Raw genomic sequence first — 18,439 nt, 5'->3', positions numbered from 1 at the left:
CAAATAAATATCTATATGTTTTTGCAAACTAAAAGCACCCATAAAGGGTGCTAAAGTTAAATATATTGACTTAATACTATAGTCATTATTATAGGGCCGAGAATGACAGTTGCTACAAGGCAAAATACAAATGAATTTTGAGAGAGCCAAAAGGACCTATAAGCAATTGCTTCTAAAAATAATAAAATGGCTAATATTATGTAAGCTTTACCCACATTTTTTCCTAATTTTACAGGGTCATCTATTTTTTCAATATTGATACCATTTAATAAGTGAAGCATTTTTGTATTATAGAATTTTATTCCAAGTATCAAATAGGTAAGACCCAATATCACTGTCATAGCTACCATATCAAACCTCCTTATGATTAACCATATTTACCTAATTAAAGATTTAATAAATTATTATTTTATCTCCCAGGCCACAGTAACTTCTTGTTTTAATCTCCAAAAGTCGTGAGCTTCCATAGTATTTTTCTTTGAATAAAATGGATCGTTAATGTAGAACTTGCCATCTTTGTAGGAGTCAATAACCATATAGTGCCCAGCATTTATAAAGTAACCATTGCCAACTCTTACTATGATTGGGTTCTTCTTTAGGGCTTGGATGAAGGCTTTTTCATTTACTGGTACTGGGTAAGATTTTAATCCATAATTTTCCGGGCCTTCGATTAGATATTGCCAATCTGTTCCATTCCATGCTGTATAAGGTCTGGCATCTATTGCTGTAGTTGTTGGATAAATGTCGTTTCTGTTTAATTTTCTATTTAAAACCATAGCCATGACTGTTGGTCCACAAGCGTATCCACCAAAATTGCCTGAAGCATATGGCTTGTACCTCCATCTAGGGTCGTTTTGGGTAAAGTATGGGGTCTTGCGATTTAAATACTTACTAAATCCTGGTCTAAATTGTCCTCTAGTTCCAGCTTGAGCTGGATACTGGTTGACTTCCCCAATATATCTTGCCACTCCGTTACCATCTGTTCTATATCTTTTGTGGTTGAATACTTTTTCTACGTTTCTTTGTTTTCTTAGGGTTAATTCATCAAAAATATATGTTTTGCCATTAATGGTTTGAATTCCTTCAGCTGGTTTTCCATCAGAAAAATAATACCTATCTCCTACCCATCCTCTTGGGAAGTTGCCGTTTGATTTGGAAGCTTCGCCATATTTGTTAAAATACCACCATTGGTTGTCGATTTTTTTGTATTGGCGATTATAGATTTTACCAGCGTTATCAAAACCATAAGTCATACCATCAATTTTTTTAAGACCCTTAGAATATGTACCGTTGGAATTAAAATATCCTAATTTTCCATTGTAATAATCCCAACCCACATAGTGGGCTACTCCATTATCTCCTGTATGGATTTTGTCAAAACCTTCATTTATTATCTGATTTCTAAGCATGAGTCCATCGATTTTATCAAAGTAGAACCTATTGGTGCCTAAATCTTGTAGACCTCTTAGCAATTTCCCTTTTTCATCAAAATAATATGATTTTTCTCCTAGGCCAGCCCAGCCTTTTTTGGCATTTTCCCTAAGTTTGACTGTAGCATCTTGCCCTGCATAGTATTTGCCGCCATCAGCTATAAAGGCTTGATCGACAGTTAATTTGTACTCTTTATCAAAGTAGTATTGATTGCCTGAAATTTTTTGTAGGCCCTGGTAGGCTTTGCCATCTTTGCCAGCAAAGTACACATGACCCCCAATATTGGCCCAAGTATTCTTTGCTTTTTCTTCCTTGCTGTCTGTTAAATGGTATATGGTGTCATTTTTTAGCTTGTAGGTACTTTGACTTTCCTTTTTTTCTTCGGCTATTTCATTATTTTCTTCTTTGTCTGGTTTTGTATCTGGGCTTTGGTAATCCTCTTTAAATAAAGGCAAAAGCTCATCTAGATTTATGTCTTTATAATATACAAGCGGAGCATTTTCAGATGAATCTTTCGAGAATGTACTTATTTGATCTTTGCTATTTAATTCTTCTAATTTAGGATCAGAAACTTTATTAGTAATCTCCTCATTTGCAGATTTTTCTGTATCATTATCTGTGATTTCTATATTTTCATTTATATAATTATTATCTTTGGGAGATGTGTCAGCTGCATTTGCTACATTTGTATTCAAAAATGTAGATAAGGATATCACCGCACATAAAGTAAGAATTTTTTTATTAGCCATTATTAGCTCCTTTACAATAATCTCCTTCAATTATATAATGCTTTATTCCATTAATCAACATATAAAAAATGCACATATAAATGTGCACCTCTTAGCTATTTTTTGAAGATTCAACAGCTTTTTTAATATTTTCTTTTAGTTTGGCTACTTGTTCTTCTGGAATAAGTGCGCCTTCTATTGGATCTCCTATGATATTGCCATTTTTGTCTACAACTATAGTTGTTGGATAGGCAAATATGTTTTCTAGGTAGTCTTTCATGTCGCCCTCATAGTCAACTGCAAGTGTCTTGTATGTCGGCTTTTTGTCAGCTACGATTCTATCAAAAGCTTCCTTGGTAGATTCGTCGTAATTTACATCTGTACACATTGATAGGAATTCTACTCCATCTTCCTTGTTTAGCTCATCTGCAAGGTCGTTTAGCTCGTCCATTTCGTCTATACAAGCTGAACATCCTGTAAACCACAAGTTTATTACTGTAGCATCATTTTTTGCAATATCTTCGTTAGTAAAATCCTTGCCATCTTGGTCTTTTGATGTGAAGTTTGGTAATTTTGTGATTTTTTCGCCATTTGTTTCTGGTTCATCTATAGGCAAGTTTTCTTTTACTACATTTGCTCCTTCAGGCATAGATTCCATGGCCTCAGCTGGTGCAGTTTCTTCTTTTGTTTCAGTTTTATCTTCAGTTTCTGCTTTAGCTTCAGTTTTAGTTTCATTTTCAGTTTTTTCAGCTTTTTGGTTGCCACAAGCTGTAAGCATTAGAGCTGCTAATAAAATAGCATTAAATTTTTTAATTTTCATCAATTTCTCTCCTTTTTATCATTGAGGTTGATATGGCCTTAGTAGGGCAAGCTTTGACACAGTCATTGCATCTTATACATTCGCTATGGCAGGAATTTTTCCTAATGTCAACGTCCATCTTGCAAACTCTAGCGCACTTGCCACAGTCTATGCATTTTGATTTTTTTACTTCCATTTGGTAAAAACTATACTTATTAAAGAAAGCATAAAATGCACCTAGTGGACAAATCCACTTACAAAAAGGTCTATAAAATATGGTCGATAAGATTATGGTTACTATCAAAATTCCTAGTTTCCAATTAAATAAGGCTCCCATACCAAGTCTTAGTGAAGGATTTTTAAGCGCTAAGGGAAATGCACCTTCTAGAATCCCTTGTGGACAGATGTACTTACAAAAATAGGGAGGAATTACTTCGTACACATCTCTTAAGACTAGGCCTAGGGCTATGATTAAGGAAAACAGAATCCCATATTTGATATAGCGGAGGGGCCAAAGTTTCTTAGTGGACAATTTTGGGCTTGGGATTTTGTGGATCAAATCTTGGAAGAAACCAAAAGGGCAAAGAAAGCCACATATGAGTCTTCCAAACATTACTCCAAAAAATGCCATTACGCCAAAAACATAGTAGGAAAATCTATATTTCTTGCTGCCCATAACAGCCTGCAGGGAACCAATAGGACAGGCTCCAGCAGCACCTGGGCATGAATAACAATTTAATCCAGGCAGGCAAATTTTCTTCGTTGGCCCAGTATAGATTTTCCCTTTGAAAAAGTTTGGTATATGTATGTTATAAACTAGTGTCGCTAGAGCTTGTATAATATGTCTGGGATTTTTCTTATCCAATTCCTATACACTCCAAACATAGTTTTACTGCCTTGTGAAAAACAGTGTCTACTTCGCCACGACTTGCCCCATATACCATAAAGACTAGAGAAGTGACAAATATTAAATTTCTTATTACTTTTTTGTCAATTTTTTTCATATCATTACCTCTACAACAATATTAGCAAATGAATTGTTAAATCCTTGTTAAGATTGTTTGAAGTTGATCAAAAACTTACTTCCCATGGGCTCATTGTCCAAAACCTCAATCTTTGCTCCCAAAGAATCTGCTATTTGTTTTGATAAGGATAGGCCAATTCCAAAGCCTTCACCATTTCTTGATTTGTCAGCCTGGTAGAAGAGATCAAATATTTTCCTTTTTTGTTCATCGGTCATACCAATGCCAGAATCTGCTATCTCTATTGTTAATTTATCATTATCAACTTTTGTTTCTATATTTATAAATCCATCTTGGATGTTGTATTTTATAGAATTTTCTATTATATTAAATAACAATCTTTGCAAGAGCGCATCATCTGACTTGATGCATAGATCCGCATCATTATCAAAATTCACCTTGATACCCTTATCTGCAATTTTATCTTCTAGGTCAAACAATATCTCTTCTATTAATGAATTTATGCAAACCTTACTTATATGAGGCTCCTGATTTTTGGAAAACATAAGGACTAAATTTATAAGGTTTGTTAGTTTTTCTAGAGACTTATCCATTTTCTCAACAAAAACTGAAGTTTCATCATCCATCTCTTTTCTCTTAAAAACATCGACTTGGGCCTTCATAACAGCAACTGGTGTGCGCAGTTCATGGGCCACATTTGCTGAAAAGTCCTTTTGTTTTTTGTAGTCTTTGTAGACCCTATCCATGAGATTGTTAAAACTTTCTGACAAATCGACTATCTCACTTGACCCATCTTCTATCAATAGTTTTTCAGAAAAAGTTTCTGGCCTATCGATATCAACCTTTGCGATGTTTTTTTGAAGTTCCTTTAGGGGATCCAAAATTTTTGTAATGATAAAGGCAAAAATCAAAGACCCGGTCAATATCACAATTCCTGTTACTATAAAGGTGTATATTTTAAAATCTGCTGACGATTGTAAGTGGGCGTTGTTTACTGTTACAACTATGGAATTCTTATAATTAGGCATCCATTCTTCAATTTGCTTAAGCATTAGCTCTGTCATCTCTATTTGCTTTTGATTAATCAAGTAATTTGTAATGGTAATCATGGCTATAAAAATGATTACAACTGCAAAAATCAACTTAAAGACAATAGATTGATAAAATTTCTCAGTTTTCATAAATTCTATAGCCCTTGCCAATTATGTTTTCTATTTTGTTCTCTCCGCTAGCTTCTTTGATTTTCTTCCTAAGGGAGGACATATGGACTCTTACAGAGTTTGAGAAGCTATCAGCATTTGAATCCCAAACGTGATCTATGAGCTCCTCGCTGGATACATATTTTTCCTTGTTCAAAAATAGATATTCTAAAATACCAGTCTCTTTTTGGGTTAGATTTAGTTTCCTGTCTCCTACAAAGGCTTCACGGGTGGTCGTATCAAAAGTCATGCCTCCAGCTTCCAAAATAGGATTTTCTGTAACAGATTTTCTTCTCAAAAGCGCCCTCATTCTGGCATCAAGCTCCTTTAGATCAAAAGGCTTTACCATATAATCATTTGCTCCAAAATCAAGACCCTTGACCCTATCATCTATGTCAGAACGTGCTGTAAGCATTATGATATTTACTTCTTTGTTAAAGTCACGGATTTCCTCAAGAACCTCAAAGCCGTCCTTTTTTGGCAAATTGATATCCAAAACAATCACATCATAAGTCTCAACATAAGCCATATCAATGGCTTCTTCTCCATCTGTCGCCTTATCAACAGCATAACCATACATGGTCAAACCTTCAGCTAGTAATTCTATTAAATCTAAATCATCTTCTACAACTAATACACGCATACTTACCTCCATTTTACAGATATTATATAATATCTTTTGTTAAATTTACATAAAAAAAGACTAGCTTTCTAGTCAATTCTAATAATATTAATTTAATTCAATGTATCCACGAAACCCTCTTGAAGCATAGTAGGAATCAGCTCCGTTGTGGAAGGTGAAGATTCTGCCATATCTCTTCTCACAAAAGCAAGCTCCACCCCTAGTCCTTAAGTCATCTTCAGTCAAATCCAAGACGATGTTTTTAAATCAAATTCAAAAAGCTCTTGAAGGGAGTAGTATTGATTTTCATTTAGAACTTTGATTCCCATATTTTCTGCTTCTTCCATTACCGATGAATCTGGGGCATTTTTCTTTCTCTTTATTCTGGCTTCCTTGTCATAGCAGAGACTCCTGCGTCCCTTGGGAGATTCCTTGGCACAATCTAGGAAAACTGGCCCAGAAAATATTGGTAAGTCAACAAAATTTATCTCCCCACCAGTTTCTTCCATTATACACAAAGTTTCTAATAACTTCTTGTCATTTAATAATTTCTCCTCAATTTCATCCCAATTTGCCTTTGAGTGGAGGTCTAAAGTCTTATCGAATCTTTCTTTTAGTGTAGATATTAATTTTTCTTTCATAATTATCCTTTGTAATCTCTTTGAATTGAGAGTAAATCATATTTTTAATATAATTAATCTAAGCTACTTTGCTTCTCAGGTAGGTACTTCCAGTATTTTTTTGGCATATTGGATATCATCAGCTTGTGGTTTTTTCTTTCCTCTATTCCTATGGCCTTATAAAATCCCTGCCAGGCGTCTTTAAATATTTCTTCTTCTTTACTATCTACCCCATTCATTTCTAGTATCTCTACTATTTCCCAAGATCCCTTCTCGCAAAGACTTGACTTCTTACGATTCTTATCATAGATTATAAACTTTTCCTTTGGCATCCTTCTTAGAAAATGCGGAGTCAAGTGTTCTATGATGTCATTTTCCGGCTCTATTTCTCCTAGTAAATAATTATCTTGGATTTCCCTAAATCTTACTAGGCCCTTGTAAGTGTGAACTTCATGGTTGAAATTTCTTAGTATTTGTCTAAATCTTATAGCGGCTTTTTTGGATGATCCCAGGTAGATTCTGCCATATATAAGACATGATTTGACTGTGATAGCTATGGTTTCCTCTTTCGTGTCATCTTTTGACTTAAATACCTTGTAGGCATCGGTTAGGAATTCATCTCCTATATTATCTTTTATAGACCTGATGACTCTTTGAGCTTCTATTAGATTTGTTTCTACAAATTCACTTGCTAGAAAGTTTACTTGGTCACTTTCCTTTGATATCTCACACTTCCCTATATCTTTGTATTTTTCAAATATTACAGTCATTAAGCCGTCAAAGGTCCCATCGTAATTATAAATCATGGAAGCTGCCTATCAAACATTGATAATTGTTGGTAATTCGAATTGTCTGGTGCACTCATCATATCCCTAAGGGTCTTTTTATTTTTAAAACGTAGACCTCTATAAACTCCATTTACTAAGATGAAATGCTGGGCGCGTTTGGTTGATATTTTCATCTGCCTTAGATTATCATAGGATATTCTGTGGAATTTTCGAGCAGCGATAATCCTATTAGCATATGTCCTGCCGAAACCAGGAACTTTCATCAACTGGTCATAAGTTGCCGTATTTATCTCTATGGGGAATCTTTCGATATTGTTGATAGCCCAATTAGTTTTGGGATCTATTCTTAAATCAAAGTTAGAATTCACAGCTGATAATATATCATCAGCGGAAAATTTATATCCACGCATGAGAAAGTCAGCTTGGTAGAGCCTATGTTCACGCAAAAGCGGAGCTTTGTCAATTCCTTGGGTCCATTTTGATTTGACAACTGGTACAAAACCCGAATAATAAACTCTCTTTAAAGAGTAATTATTGTATAAATCCTCACTAGCTTTGATGATTTCGTAATCACTTTCCCTATTTGCTCCAATTATCATTTGAGTAGTCTGCCCTGCTGGTAGAAACTTAGGTGTGTGATGAAATTTCATCCTATCAGCTCCATAAACCATTAGTTCATTTTTTACATCAGCCATTGGGCGGGTAATGTCTGCTATTTTCTTTTCTGGTGCAAGTTCTGATAGGGCTTTTTGGGTTGGAAGTTCAATATTTATAGACATTCTATCTACAAGCAGGCCCATTTTTCTTACCAAGTCATAGCTTGCCCCAGGAATTGCCTTCATGTGTATGTATCCATTGAATTTGTAGGTGTTTCTCAGCAAATCAGCAACTCTTATCAATTGTTCCATGGTATGGTCTGGATTTCTAATTATGCCAGATGAAAGAAACAAGCCTTCTATATAATTTCTGCGGTAAAAATTCATAGTGAGAGTTGCCACTTCTTCTGGGCTAAATGTGGCTCTTCTAGTTTCATTGTCCCTACGATTTATGCAATATTCACAATTATATATACAAGAATTGGTCATTAAGATTTTGAGCAGAGAAATACATCTACCATCTTCAGACCACGAATGGCATATGCCACCCATTGACCCATTACCTAGTCCTTTATTATGATTTTTTCTATTAGATCCACTAGATGAGCAAGACACATCATACTTGGCTGCATCAGCTAGAATCTCAAGTTTATCTCTCAAATCCATTCTATATTTCCCCTAAACTTATATACTTTCAAAGACATTTTCTAGTGGATTCACTATACTATACCAGTCACTAATTGTCTAGTAATTATCGGTAATTATCATTTAATTTCACTTGTGCAAATAAGTTGTTAATAATTTTTGCAATCGGGTATAAAATGTAGAAACAAAAGGAGGTTTTATGAATAAAAAGAATTTACAAAAGACCTTGTTAGCCCTACTAGCAATCCTTACTTTTTCTGCTTGTTCAAAAGATTCAGAGGAATCTGCCGATACTTCTACAGAATTTGTAAGTGAAAATAATGATGAACGTTCAAAGGAAACAAATAAAGAAACCAATACAAACGATGAAGGAAAAGAAGATACAGCCGATGGAATCAATATTATTGATGATGGGACTTACACTTCTAGTCTCGAGCCGGGCAGAAATGGAGAAAGAGAAGCTGACGGGTCTTGGGCCAATGTTTATGATATAGCTATAGATGGCGATAAACTAATTGTTAAGGGAAGCTTAGACTTTTTCTCAGATGATGATACCAGCAGCGAGGCAAAGCCTTTAGAAAATCAGGTTAATGTCTTTAAAATAGACGATGCCACTCAATTTACAACACAAAGTAATTCAAGTTCCGAGACAAATACCCATTCCCAAGAAGAATTCTTAAATATGTACAATGAAACTAAGGACCAGCAACTTGCTTTATTTGTACAAGTTGCCAATGGAACTGTGATGGAAGTTCACATGGGATTGAAATAAAATCACTATAGAAAAAGGAGAAAATAATGAAAAAGAAAATATTAATGACAGCAGTTCTAGCACTTGCTCTAGCTAGTTGTGGCAATGCAACAGAAGCAGAACCTACAAGCGAAGACAATCAAACAAGTGTGGAAACAGAAGAAAAAGCCTCTGAAGTGGCAGAAAACGAAGCTATGGCAGATAGTGAAAAACCAGAAGAAAATATAGAAGAAGATACCAATGATGAAGCTAATGATGATGCAAAAGAAGAATCAGATCCAAGCGATGAGATGATTATAGAAGAACGTGATGGAAGATATTTCTCAACACTGATGGCTTCAAAAAATGGAGAACGTAGCGAAGACTTCAACGCTGGATTTGTATCAAATCTAACAATAGAAGATGATGTTCTCACCGTAGATGGGACTATAGATTATTTAGTAGATCTAGAAAATACAGAAGATGACGAAAAATATGATAAGGGGTCCTTCCACTTTAACTTAAGCCCTGATGTTAAACTCCAATCAGCAGGCGGAGACCAAGAACCTACCGTCTATACTAAAGAAGAATTCTTGAAATTCTATGAAGAAGTAAAAGACTCAGGCCTAGCCCTATTTATCGATGTAAAAGATGGACTAGTGACTCTAGTATCAATATCTTCATAAGATATATTCTCTTTAAATATTTTCTTATCTGTAAACAGAGGGTAAAATATATAACAAGGAGAATATTATGAAAATTAGTAATAAAATTTTATTAACTGCAATCTTAGCAGTAAGCCTAGCATCTTGCACAAACTCTGATTCAGGAGAAAACATTAGTGAAGATGTAGTTGCTAGTATGGAAGACGAATCAACAGATAAGCCAAAAGATGAGCTAATCGAAGATGTATCTGAGGATGCCAATACCGAAGTTAGTGAAAACGAAGATAAAGCAGAAACTGACAAAAAAGTCGAAGAATCAAAAGCAGAAGAAAAGACAGTAATAAATGTCAAAAATCAAAATAAGGAAGAAAACAAAGAAGATTCTAACAAAGAAAATGCTGATGATTCACAAAATACGAGCGAAAGTGAAAAAGATATGGACTACCAAGACCAAGACGGAGTTTATTTTTCAAGCCTAGTTGCATCAAAGGGTGGAGAACGCGATAGCGACATGGGTCTTGCTACAATTTCTAGTATCAAAATCGAAGAAGATACACTAATAGTTGAAGGCACCATGGACTACAGAGAAGATCCAAATTCTGAAGCTAGTCCAAAAGAGCTTGAAAAAAAGACATACAAATTCAAATTCAACTCTGACACTAAGTTCCAAGCAGTTGGTGGCCTAGCTGAACCAGAAATATTTACTCCAGCAGAATTCATAGAATACTACCAAGGTATAACAGATTCTGGTTTAGGATTAAATATCGAAGTAAAAGACGGAATAGCAAACACAGTTTCCTTTGCTTCATAAGTTAGTAATTTAAAAAAATCCAGGGATTTATTCCTTGGATTTTTTAAATTCTATTATAAAAGCATTATCATAATGTATTTTCCAACCGTGCAAATCACAAATTCTCTTGACATTAGAAAGGCCCATGCCACGAAGTTTGTCACCAGTTCTACTTTCCTCCCCTGTATATAGAGGATTGAAGATTTTGCTAGCCTTATCTTTACTAATGCCCTTGCCAGAATCTTTAAATATAAGTTTATCTTGCCTGTAATCTATAAATATTTTGACATCATTTTCATTGTGATCAATGGAATTTTGCAATATATTTTGTAAGAGTCTTTTTAATAGTTTTTCATCAACAGGGATAATTTCCTGGTCTGACTCAGCAAATAAAATTTCAATTTCCCCGCCATTATCCAAAAAATACATATAGTTATCGCCGACATACCTTCTTATAATCTCTAGTATATCTTTGGATTCTTTGTCAATATTCCTGCTGCCAAGACTTGCAAATTCCAATAATTCATCTACCCTATCATTTAAAATATTAGCATTTTTCTCTATTGATTCTAAGTATACTTCCTTCTTATCATTGTCTATAATTTCATCGTTAAGGGCCTTGGAATAAGAAATTATCACAGAAAGCGGAGTCTTTACATCATGGGCTATGCCCCTGAAAAGCATGTCTTTTTCCTCTTCTTCCTTACTATATATTTCGCTCATCTCTTTGTTGATGCGCCTTGAAAGCCATCTGACTATGGCATAAATAATGCTAAGGTAGATAAGGACAATAAGAATGGCTATTGCAATAATTTCAGTTTTTAGGGGAACTTTTTCATGGTTTATATCAACTTGCCAGATGTATTTGACAGCCTCATTATCATATTCTAAAAAAAGCTTGTTGCCATCTTTTGTATTGTAGACCATCCTGGTCTCTGATCCAGAATTTACTGCAAGCATATCAAGGAGTTCATTTTCTGAGTACTTGTCCTTGAAGTCCTTGTTATAGGACCTTATAACATGCCCATCCTTTAGGACAAAGCCCGAACCACCATAAGCGTCGATTGCCTGCCAATCTATAGCTGTGTCATCTACAGTTTCTGTAGTTGGAAAATACTTTGAAACGTAATTTTCAACATTGTTTTGGTTAAAAACTATGCCAAGGCTTAGCAGAAAAATAAGACTTACAATGATGAAAACTATTATAAAAATCACTGTATTTTTTAAGATATTTTTCCTAGTATTCATCAATCTTTCCTCATCATATAGCCAAGTCCTCGTATGGTTATGATTCTAGTTGGATTTTTGGGATTATCCTCAATCTTATCTCTTAAATTTGAAATATGAACCATGATTGTATTATCATCGTTTATAAAGTCTCCACCCCACAAGTATTCATAAATCTCACCCTTGGTAAAAACCTTGCCTGGAGTTGTCATAAACATGGTAAGAAGTTCATATTCCTTGGCCCTAAGCCTTAGGATTTTATCATTTTTATAAACTTGTCTGTTATCCTTATCCCAGCTAAGATTTCCCACCCTTTTAATCTCTTCAGTATTGGCTCTTTTTTGCCTACGCAAAAGAGCTATAGAGCGTGCAAGTAATTCTCCTGGATCAAAGGGCTTGGCTAGGTAGTCATCAGCTCCTAGGTATAGGCCCTCGATTCTTTCTTTGACAGTTGATTTGGCTGATAGAAATATTATTGGAAAATCCCTATCTTGACCGATTTTTTTTAGGACTTCAATCCCATCCATTTCTGGCATCATGATATCTAAAATTATGAGATCCACAGAATTTTTATCCAAAAGTTCAAGAGCCTCAACGCCATTTCCAGCTTCCATTACTTCAAAGCCAAAATTAGTCAGATATAGCCTTACAATATCTCTTATTTCCTTGTTATCATCTACTACCATTACTAGTTCGTTCACAAAATTCGTCCTCTTTCCATCATCAAGTCAAGGTTGTTCTTCTCATCAAAACTCAAATTTTCTCGCCATTGCTTGTAATATTTATCCAAAATCCTAGCCTTTAGTTCTCCCTCTGTATAGAAAGTCTTTTCCAATTTATAAAAGACTCTATCTTCGAATTTAATCTCATCAACACCAGTTTGATCTGCCATGTACTTGTCTTGAACTAATTGGGCCGTACCTTCTATAAATTGCTTGTAGTTTATATGAAAGATCAAATCTTCAAATAGTGAAGGGAAGTTCTTTTTGATATAGGCCTCTTTTTCAGCCTTTGCTTTTTTGTAGTTATCAGCATCTCCTGAATCATAAAGATCCAAAAGTCCCATATATTCTGCTTCCCACAGTTTTTTAAATTCTGGGTCCTTGTCCATTTTTTCAATAGCTTCCATGAATTCATCGTAGTCTTCCTCTTCTTCACTTTGGCCATCACTTACATCATGGACCATATCTAGCCCATGTTGCATCTGATAGCAATGGAAGCTCTCGTGAACAAAGACTGACTTGTAGTTTTCTTCTTGATTAGTAACGCCACCCATTCCCCCGTAAATATTTTTGAATTTATCAAAGGAAATAGCCTTAATAAGTGGCTTGCCATCAAGTTTCAATGCCTCAATCCCTACTACTGGATCATCTGGTTGCTTTTCTATAATCTTGCCATTTTGATACCTAAATTCCTTATTAAAATTATACCAAATATCCTTGGTATATGAAGACATCTCAAAGCCTTTCCAAAGTTTTGTGGTATCATAGGTCTCTACTTCATCAATAAGTGCAAGACTAACTGAATCAATTGTAGTTATTCTCATAGAAAAACTTGCAAGCAAAAGTCCAAGACCAGCTAAAAAATAAATGATTTTACTTTTCACGACCTAGCCTCCATCTTTTTACAAGATACAAAATACCAAGCAAAAGCCACAAATAGATTAGGCTATGAACAAGGGACCTATAGTTTGTGAAGTTGCCGAAAAATAAATCACTCTCTATCTCTCCAAAAACACTTATAGGCGGAAAGATATTTAAAATATGAGTCATAACTTGGCCAAAGACTCCACCTGTCATCTCTACTATTAGCCTAAAAATTTCTCTCATAGCACCAACAATTACAAAAAACACCCCAAAAAGTGCTGCAGGAGCCGGTGGCAAAATCAAGTTGAAAACTGACATTAATAGGCTACTTGTAAGAATTGCTATTAGATAGACTATGATAGCTAAGATAAAACCAAGAAAGGTAATGCTTGGACGATTTATAATAACATTTATAACCATACCAACTAGCAAGATCAAACCCATGGCAATACTAATTATCACATCGGCTCTTATAATCTCAGAAACTTGCTTATCCAAGGATTTGCCATGGACTTTCAAAATATCAACCAAACCACTGGCTAAGTGTTTCCTAAAAGAACCCATAGAAAGTGTAATAGCAGCAAGAGCAGCAAGCATATTGGTTAAGGTCCAAGCAGTGGAGTATTGGCCAAATTCTGAATTGCTGTTAACACCAGGTGCCGAAAGACTAATACTTGATGAAACAAAAGCTGTAATAAGTATTCCTATTATGGCAAAGATTACAAATGAAGACTTAGACAGATTTTCCCTTATATGTAGTTTAACGAGGGTCATAATTTACCTCCCTTCCAAAATCTATAAAAATATCAGCCAAGGACTTCTCCCTAAAATCATTTCTAGTAAAATACTTAAAACTATCAGGACCCATAATTATAACCCCCCTATCACATATACGTTCCACATCCCAAAGTAGGTGGGAATTTAGAACTATTGCCTTATCAGAAGATTTGAGCGATTTTATCAAATCTTGCATAGCCATTTGCCCAAAAAAATCTAAACCACTTGATGGTTCATCAAGGAGAATGATATCAGGATTGCCAATAAGGCTTTGAGCTACAGCAAGTCGTTGGATCATACCTTTGGAATACTTAGAAAGCTTAGTTTTATTAGCAGGATCAAGGCCTACTTTTCTCATCAAATCTTCTAAATCATCACTAGTTCCATGAGCATTTTTAATAAGTTCCAAAAGCTCCATAGCAGTCAAAATATCTGGAAAATTAGGAGTTTCTGGAGAATATCCAATGTTAAAACCATTGTAGTCAATATTGCCAGAATAATCCTTATCTAGACCCAAAATCATACGAATGAGACTAGTCTTGCCAATCCCATTAGGTCCAATCAGCGCAAAAATCTCTCCTTTATTAATATCTAAATTAAAACCATTATAAATAATATGATCATCAAAATTCTTATGTAAATTACTTACTTTTAGCATATTGCTTACCTCCTAATAATAGGATAAATCATTATGCTAAGAATAAACTTAAAGAACCTTAAATTAAGCTTAAATATAAAAGCCTCTTAAAAGTTGTACTAATAATACTTTTAAGAGGCTGTACTTATAAATTTATACTTATGTATCTCCCAGCAGAAGATTTAACATAAAGAATTCTTTCTTTCGATTGATTTAGTTCAAGTCATTTAAACTGGAAATTAAAAGTGATGGTAGATAAAAATCCACCACCACTTTTCTAATCTAAATCTTCTCCATTTGATGCAATTACTTTTTTGTACCAATCAAATGATTTCTTTTTGCTTCTTTTTAGGCTTCCATTGCCAAAATCATCTCTATCAACATATATAAAGCCATATCTTTTCTTCATTTGTCCAGTTCCTGCTGAAACCAAGTCTATTGGACCCCATGTTGTATAGCCCAACAAATCCACACCATCAATTTCCACAGCATTTTTCATCACTTTTATATGCTCTCTTAGATAATCAATCCTATAATCATCTTCAACATATCCATTTTCATCAGGTGTATCTATAGCGCCAAGACCATTTTCAACTATAAATAATGGTTTTTGATACCTATCGTAGATATCATTCATGGTAATGCGTAGGCCTAGTGGATCTATTGCCCAGCCCCATTCTGATTCTTTAAGGTATGGGTTCTTTTCAGATTCAAAGATATTTGATTCTTTTTTATCACCGTTTTTATCGCTAGATACCATCCTTGATGAATAGTATGAGAATGATATGAAATCTACCGTATTATTCTTTAATATCTCTTCATCACCATCTTCCATAATAGGCATAAGATCTTTTTTCTTTAATTCCTCTAGCTTATAGGATGGATAATAACCTCTTGATTGAACATCAGTGAAGAAATAATTCTCTCTATTTTTCTTCTGTGCTTCAAACACGTCTTCTGGTTTTGGACTTGCTGGGTAATACAATCCTGCCGCTAGCATACAGCCAATTTTTATTTCAGGATCTATTTCTCTGGCAATTTTTGTAGCTAAGGCACTGGCAACAAGCTCATGATGTACAGCTTGATATCTGATTTTTTCTATATCATCATCTTCTTCAAAAACTAAACCTGCTCCCAAGAAAGATGCATGCATTATCATATTTATTTCATTGAATGTAAGATAATATTTAACCTTACCCTTATATCTAGTAAAGATAGATCTAACTAGATTTTCATAGAAAGTTATGATTTCTCTATTTTTCCATCCTCCATATTCTTTTACCAAATGCATTGGTATGTCGAAGTGAGTTATGGTAATTAAAGGTTCTATATTGTATTTTAAACACTCATCTATTAAATCTTCATAGAATTTCAAACCAGCTTCATTTGGTGATTTTTCATCTCCATTTGGGAATATTCTTGACCATGCTATAGAAAATCTATAAGTTTTAAAACCCATCTCTGCAAAAAGAGCGATATCTTCTTTATAATGATGGTACATATCAATAGCTTCTTGAGCTGGATAAAAATGATCGTCATCAAAATCTAACATTTTAGTAAAGCCGGTAATGACCCCTCGTCTATCCTCTCCAACTGGACAAAGGTCTACATTAGCAAGACCTCTACCATCTTCGTTATAAGCACCTTCACATTGATTTGCTGCAGTTGCTCCACCCCATAAAAAATCTTCTCTAAATGGCATTTGACCTCCTATAATATTATTTTTATTATTTCATCTTCTGCTTTTACATCTAAATTTTCTAGTGGTAAAACATCTAAAAATTCATCAGTGTTTGTTATCACAATTGGTGTTGTTGTTGAGAATCCCTCACTCTTTAGTAAATCTAAGTCTACATTTAGTATAGGTTGACCTATTGCTACTTTCTCACCTTCTTTGATAAGAGGAGTAAATCCTCTTCCTTCTGCATTAACAGTATCCATACCAACATGGATAAGCACTTCAACTCCAGAGTCAGATGTTATTCCAATAGCGTGATTTGTATTAAATAATGTTGTTATTGTGCCTGTCACTGGTGATACAAATGTTCTATCCTCTGGTATAATAGCTACCCCATTTCCAAGAACTCCAGATTTGAAAGCATCATCTTCTATGTCAGATAATTTAACAAGTTTACCATTTACAGGAGCTGTAACAATTTCTACTTTGTTTACATCTTTTGCTGCTTTATTAATATTTGTATTATCTTCTGATTTTCTTTCCTCTTTTGGTTTCCAGAAAAAGTATGTTAGGAGAAAGCCAATAAGTGTAGCTAATAGCATTAGTATAAGTGTCTTGATTGTATCAGCCTTGAAGTCTCCATTTGGGTTTGATAAGTTTATAGCATAGAATATTCCAAGTCCACCTTGATTATATCTAGTTTGTCCAAGAAGCATTGATACTGCACCAATTATTCCTCCACCTATCATTGAATAATAGAACGGTTTTTTCTCTGGTAGTGTAAAACCATAAATTGAAGGTTCAGTTATACCAAAAATACCTGAAATTATAGCAGGAACAGCCAAAGCTTTTTTATTTTTATCTCTCATCTTTAGATACATAGCAATTAATGCACCTGTTTGTGCAAATGATGGATATGCATTAGCAACCATGATCCTATCAAAACCATTAGCCTGAAATGCTGCTATTCCAATAGGTATGATTGCCCAATGCAAGCCAAATATAACTAAGACTTGCCAGAAAAATCCCATTAAGGCCCCAAATACTACAGGTGAAAAAGCAATCATAGTTTCAAAGAATCCCATTAATAAATTGGTTAGCAGGCTCATAACTGGACCAATGACCAAATATCCGAATGTTAGTGATATCAATAGGGTGAAAAATGGAACAAAGAAGCCTTGAAACACATTAGGAATTATGTCTTTAGCTTTTTTCTCAACAATACTTGCAAATGCTACTAATGCTAACGCTGGCACAACTGATCCAGTATAGTTTGCTGGTACAAAAGGAATTCCTAAAAATTTAGAATAATAATCTCCTATTACTGGTATAGTTCCCATTGCTCCAGCTTCTTTTAAAGCACTTAGTTGTATAGTTGGATACATTAATCCAGCTCCAAGTGTTATTGCGACAATAGGATTTAGCTTAAACTTTTTAGATGTGGAATAAGCAACTACTATTGGTAGGAAATTGAAAAAAGTATCCCCTATTGCTACTAAGAAAAGGTAAGTTCCTCCATCCTTAAAACCTGGGATTAGTGCTGCAAATAATGCTGCCAAACCCTTTAATATACCTGATGCTGCCAAAACGCCCAAAATAGGTTGGAAAACAGCACTCATTAAGTCTATAAATCTATCAAAGATATTTTTATCCTCATTTGTGTCACTTACAGCATTCTCGTCAAAATCTAGTTGTTCCATAACATCTTCATAGACTCTTGGAACATGGTTACCTATAACTACTTGATATTGACCACCACTTTTCATAACTGTAACAATGCCATCGTTGTTTTTTAAAGCTTCATCATTAGCTTTAGATTCATCTTTTAGTTTAAATCTAAGTCTTGTAATACAGTGTGTTAGACTATTAATATTTTCTTTACCACCTACATTATCAATAATAAATGTAGCTAGGTCTGCATACTTGCCCATATATTCT

21 protein-coding genes are annotated in these 18,439 nt (G+C 34.5%); 3 read left to right on the top strand and 18 right to left on the bottom strand.

Translation table 11 applies throughout. The annotated features are described in order from the left end of the window. Positions 1 to 56: 56 nt before the first annotated feature. From BN38_RS04365 to BN38_RS04325, 11 genes are all read right to left on the bottom strand, one after another. Complete coding sequence (locus BN38_RS04365) at positions 57 to 350, bottom strand: hypothetical protein (RefSeq protein WP_044565773.1); 294 nt, start codon at positions 348 to 350, stop codon at positions 57 to 59. Positions 351 to 404: 54 nt separating this feature from the next. Then, positions 405 to 2,180 carry a C39 family peptidase gene (locus tag BN38_RS04360; RefSeq protein ID WP_044565771.1) on the bottom strand — a complete coding sequence of 592 codons (1,776 nt, stop codon included), beginning with the start codon at positions 2,178 to 2,180 and terminating at the stop codon, positions 405 to 407. A 91-nt stretch (positions 2,181 to 2,271) separates the two neighbouring features. Beyond that, the gene (locus BN38_RS04355) at positions 2,272 to 2,979 is read right to left on the bottom strand and encodes a TlpA family protein disulfide reductase (RefSeq protein WP_044565770.1); all 708 of its coding nucleotides are present in this window, start codon (positions 2,977 to 2,979) and stop codon (positions 2,272 to 2,274) included. Further along, positions 2,969 to 3,823, bottom strand: a complete 855-nt coding sequence (locus tag BN38_RS04350; RefSeq protein ID WP_044565769.1) for a 4Fe-4S binding protein — start codon at positions 3,821 to 3,823, stop codon at positions 2,969 to 2,971. The genes BN38_RS04355 and BN38_RS04350 overlap by 11 nt, the downstream gene beginning before the upstream one ends. Then, positions 3,816 to 3,962, bottom strand: a complete 147-nt coding sequence (locus BN38_RS11165; protein WP_094777096.1) for a CD1871A family CXXC motif-containing protein — start codon at positions 3,960 to 3,962, stop codon at positions 3,816 to 3,818. The genes BN38_RS04350 and BN38_RS11165 overlap by 8 nt, the downstream gene beginning before the upstream one ends. A 47-nt stretch (positions 3,963 to 4,009) precedes the next feature. Beyond that, entirely contained in the window at positions 4,010 to 5,122 is a 1,113-nt protein-coding gene (locus BN38_RS04345) for a sensor histidine kinase (RefSeq protein WP_044566366.1), read from the bottom strand. Next, a complete protein-coding gene (locus BN38_RS04340; protein WP_044565768.1) occupies positions 5,112 to 5,783 on the bottom strand; it encodes a response regulator transcription factor in 672 nt (223 codons plus the stop codon). The genes BN38_RS04345 and BN38_RS04340 overlap by 11 nt, the downstream gene beginning before the upstream one ends. 87 nt (positions 5,784 to 5,870) lie before the next feature. Continuing rightward, positions 5,871 to 6,008 carry a DUF4256 domain-containing protein gene (locus BN38_RS11615; protein WP_407636499.1) on the bottom strand — a complete coding sequence of 46 codons (138 nt, stop codon included), beginning with the start codon at positions 6,006 to 6,008 and terminating at the stop codon, positions 5,871 to 5,873. After that, entirely contained in the window at positions 6,005 to 6,403 is a 399-nt protein-coding gene (locus tag BN38_RS04335) for a DUF4256 domain-containing protein (RefSeq protein WP_268257889.1), read from the bottom strand. The genes BN38_RS11615 and BN38_RS04335 overlap by 4 nt, the downstream gene beginning before the upstream one ends. Positions 6,404 to 6,456: 53 nt before the next feature. After that, positions 6,457 to 7,188: a TIGR03915 family putative DNA repair protein gene (locus BN38_RS04330; RefSeq protein WP_044565767.1), complete on the bottom strand. Its 732-nt coding sequence runs from the start codon at positions 7,186 to 7,188 to the stop codon at positions 6,457 to 6,459. Beyond that, positions 7,185 to 8,432 carry a putative DNA modification/repair radical SAM protein gene (locus tag BN38_RS04325; RefSeq protein WP_044565766.1) on the bottom strand — a complete coding sequence of 416 codons (1,248 nt, stop codon included), beginning with the start codon at positions 8,430 to 8,432 and terminating at the stop codon, positions 7,185 to 7,187. The genes BN38_RS04330 and BN38_RS04325 overlap by 4 nt, the downstream gene beginning before the upstream one ends. A 178-nt stretch (positions 8,433 to 8,610) precedes the next feature. Between BN38_RS04325 and BN38_RS04320 the strand changes: the two genes are divergently transcribed. The 3 genes from BN38_RS04320 to BN38_RS04310 all read left to right on the top strand — a co-directional run bounded on the left by BN38_RS04320 (position 8,611) and on the right by BN38_RS04310 (position 10,617). Further along, positions 8,611 to 9,183, top strand: coding sequence for a hypothetical protein (locus BN38_RS04320; protein WP_044565765.1), 573 nt, complete (start codon positions 8,611 to 8,613; stop codon positions 9,181 to 9,183). Between the two features lie 26 nt (positions 9,184 to 9,209). Then, a complete protein-coding gene (locus BN38_RS04315; RefSeq protein ID WP_044565764.1) occupies positions 9,210 to 9,827 on the top strand; it encodes a hypothetical protein in 618 nt (205 codons plus the stop codon). Positions 9,828 to 9,894: 67 nt separating this feature from the next. Continuing rightward, on the top strand, positions 9,895 to 10,617 hold the full coding sequence (locus BN38_RS04310) for a hypothetical protein (protein WP_044565763.1): 723 nt from the start codon (positions 9,895 to 9,897) through the stop codon (positions 10,615 to 10,617). Between the two features lie 27 nt (positions 10,618 to 10,644). Here BN38_RS04310 and BN38_RS04305 read toward each other — a convergent pair whose 3' ends face one another. From BN38_RS04305 to BN38_RS04275, 7 genes are all read right to left on the bottom strand, one after another. Further along, positions 10,645 to 11,844 (bottom strand): sensor histidine kinase, encoded by a 1,200-nt coding sequence (locus BN38_RS04305; protein WP_044565762.1) that lies wholly within the window; start codon positions 11,842 to 11,844, stop codon positions 10,645 to 10,647. Then, positions 11,844 to 12,524: a response regulator transcription factor gene (locus BN38_RS04300; protein WP_049944442.1), complete on the bottom strand. Its 681-nt coding sequence runs from the start codon at positions 12,522 to 12,524 to the stop codon at positions 11,844 to 11,846. Before BN38_RS04300 ends, BN38_RS04305 begins: the two co-directional genes overlap by 1 nt. Further along, positions 12,521 to 13,429 carry a hypothetical protein gene (locus tag BN38_RS04295; protein WP_044565761.1) on the bottom strand — a complete coding sequence of 303 codons (909 nt, stop codon included), beginning with the start codon at positions 13,427 to 13,429 and terminating at the stop codon, positions 12,521 to 12,523. The genes BN38_RS04300 and BN38_RS04295 overlap by 4 nt, the downstream gene beginning before the upstream one ends. Continuing rightward, a complete protein-coding gene (locus BN38_RS04290; RefSeq protein ID WP_044565760.1) occupies positions 13,419 to 14,183 on the bottom strand; it encodes a hypothetical protein in 765 nt (254 codons plus the stop codon). The genes BN38_RS04295 and BN38_RS04290 overlap by 11 nt, the downstream gene beginning before the upstream one ends. Then, positions 14,170 to 14,844, bottom strand: a complete 675-nt coding sequence (locus BN38_RS04285; RefSeq protein ID WP_049944441.1) for an ABC transporter ATP-binding protein — start codon at positions 14,842 to 14,844, stop codon at positions 14,170 to 14,172. Before BN38_RS04285 ends, BN38_RS04290 begins: the two co-directional genes overlap by 14 nt. A 256-nt stretch (positions 14,845 to 15,100) precedes the next feature. After that, positions 15,101 to 16,525 (bottom strand): 6-phospho-beta-glucosidase, encoded by a 1,425-nt coding sequence (locus BN38_RS04280; RefSeq protein ID WP_044565759.1) that lies wholly within the window; start codon positions 16,523 to 16,525, stop codon positions 15,101 to 15,103. Positions 16,526 to 16,533: 8 nt separating this feature from the next. Beyond that, entirely contained in the window at positions 16,534 to 18,432 is a 1,899-nt protein-coding gene (locus BN38_RS04275; RefSeq protein ID WP_044565758.1) for a beta-glucoside-specific PTS transporter subunit IIABC, read from the bottom strand. Between the last annotated feature and the right edge of the window lie 7 nt (positions 18,433 to 18,439).

This window comes from Anaerococcus provencensis (assembly GCF_000312365.2).
GTDB lineage: Bacteria > Bacillota > Clostridia > Tissierellales > Peptoniphilaceae > Anaerococcus > Anaerococcus provencensis.
Note: the sequence above shows the minus strand (reverse complement) of the source record. Positions and strands in the feature narration are given on the sequence as shown.

What these genes read in the sequence shown, in the direction of transcription:
- BN38_RS04365 (WP_044565773.1), bottom strand. Translation starts at nt 350, where the DNA reads ATGGTAGCTATGACAGTGATATTGGGTCTTACCTATTTGATACTTGGA.
- BN38_RS04360 (WP_044565771.1), bottom strand. Translation starts at nt 2,180, where the DNA reads ATGGCTAATAAAAAAATTCTTACTTTATGTGCGGTGATATCCTTATCT.
- BN38_RS04355 (WP_044565770.1), bottom strand. Translation starts at nt 2,979, where the DNA reads ATGAAAATTAAAAAATTTAATGCTATTTTATTAGCAGCTCTAATGCTT.
- BN38_RS11165 (WP_094777096.1), bottom strand. Translation starts at nt 3,962, where the DNA reads ATGAAAAAAATTGACAAAAAAGTAATAAGAAATTTAATATTTGTCACT.
- BN38_RS04345 (WP_044566366.1), bottom strand. Translation starts at nt 5,122, where the DNA reads ATGAAAACTGAGAAATTTTATCAATCTATTGTCTTTAAGTTGATTTTT.
- BN38_RS04340 (WP_044565768.1), bottom strand. Translation starts at nt 5,783, where the DNA reads ATGCGTGTATTAGTTGTAGAAGATGATTTAGATTTAATAGAATTACTA.
- BN38_RS04335 (WP_268257889.1), bottom strand. Translation starts at nt 6,403, where the DNA reads ATGAAAGAAAAATTAATATCTACACTAAAAGAAAGATTCGATAAGACT.
- BN38_RS04330 (WP_044565767.1), bottom strand. Translation starts at nt 7,188, where the DNA reads ATGATTTATAATTACGATGGGACCTTTGACGGCTTAATGACTGTAATA.
- BN38_RS04325 (WP_044565766.1), bottom strand. Translation starts at nt 8,432, where the DNA reads ATGGATTTGAGAGATAAACTTGAGATTCTAGCTGATGCAGCCAAGTAT.
- BN38_RS04320 (WP_044565765.1), top strand. Translation starts at nt 8,611, where the DNA reads ATGAATAAAAAGAATTTACAAAAGACCTTGTTAGCCCTACTAGCAATC.
- BN38_RS04315 (WP_044565764.1), top strand. Translation starts at nt 9,210, where the DNA reads ATGAAAAAGAAAATATTAATGACAGCAGTTCTAGCACTTGCTCTAGCT.
- BN38_RS04310 (WP_044565763.1), top strand. Translation starts at nt 9,895, where the DNA reads ATGAAAATTAGTAATAAAATTTTATTAACTGCAATCTTAGCAGTAAGC.
- BN38_RS04305 (WP_044565762.1), bottom strand. Translation starts at nt 11,844, where the DNA reads ATGAATACTAGGAAAAATATCTTAAAAAATACAGTGATTTTTATAATA.
- BN38_RS04290 (WP_044565760.1), bottom strand. Translation starts at nt 14,183, where the DNA reads ATGACCCTCGTTAAACTACATATAAGGGAAAATCTGTCTAAGTCTTCA.
- BN38_RS04285 (WP_049944441.1), bottom strand. Translation starts at nt 14,844, where the DNA reads ATGCTAAAAGTAAGTAATTTACATAAGAATTTTGATGATCATATTATT.
- BN38_RS04280 (WP_044565759.1), bottom strand. Translation starts at nt 16,525, where the DNA reads ATGCCATTTAGAGAAGATTTTTTATGGGGTGGAGCAACTGCAGCAAAT.
- BN38_RS04275 (WP_044565758.1), bottom strand. Translation starts at nt 18,432, where the DNA reads ATGGGCAAGTATGCAGACCTAGCTACATTTATTATTGATAATGTAGGT.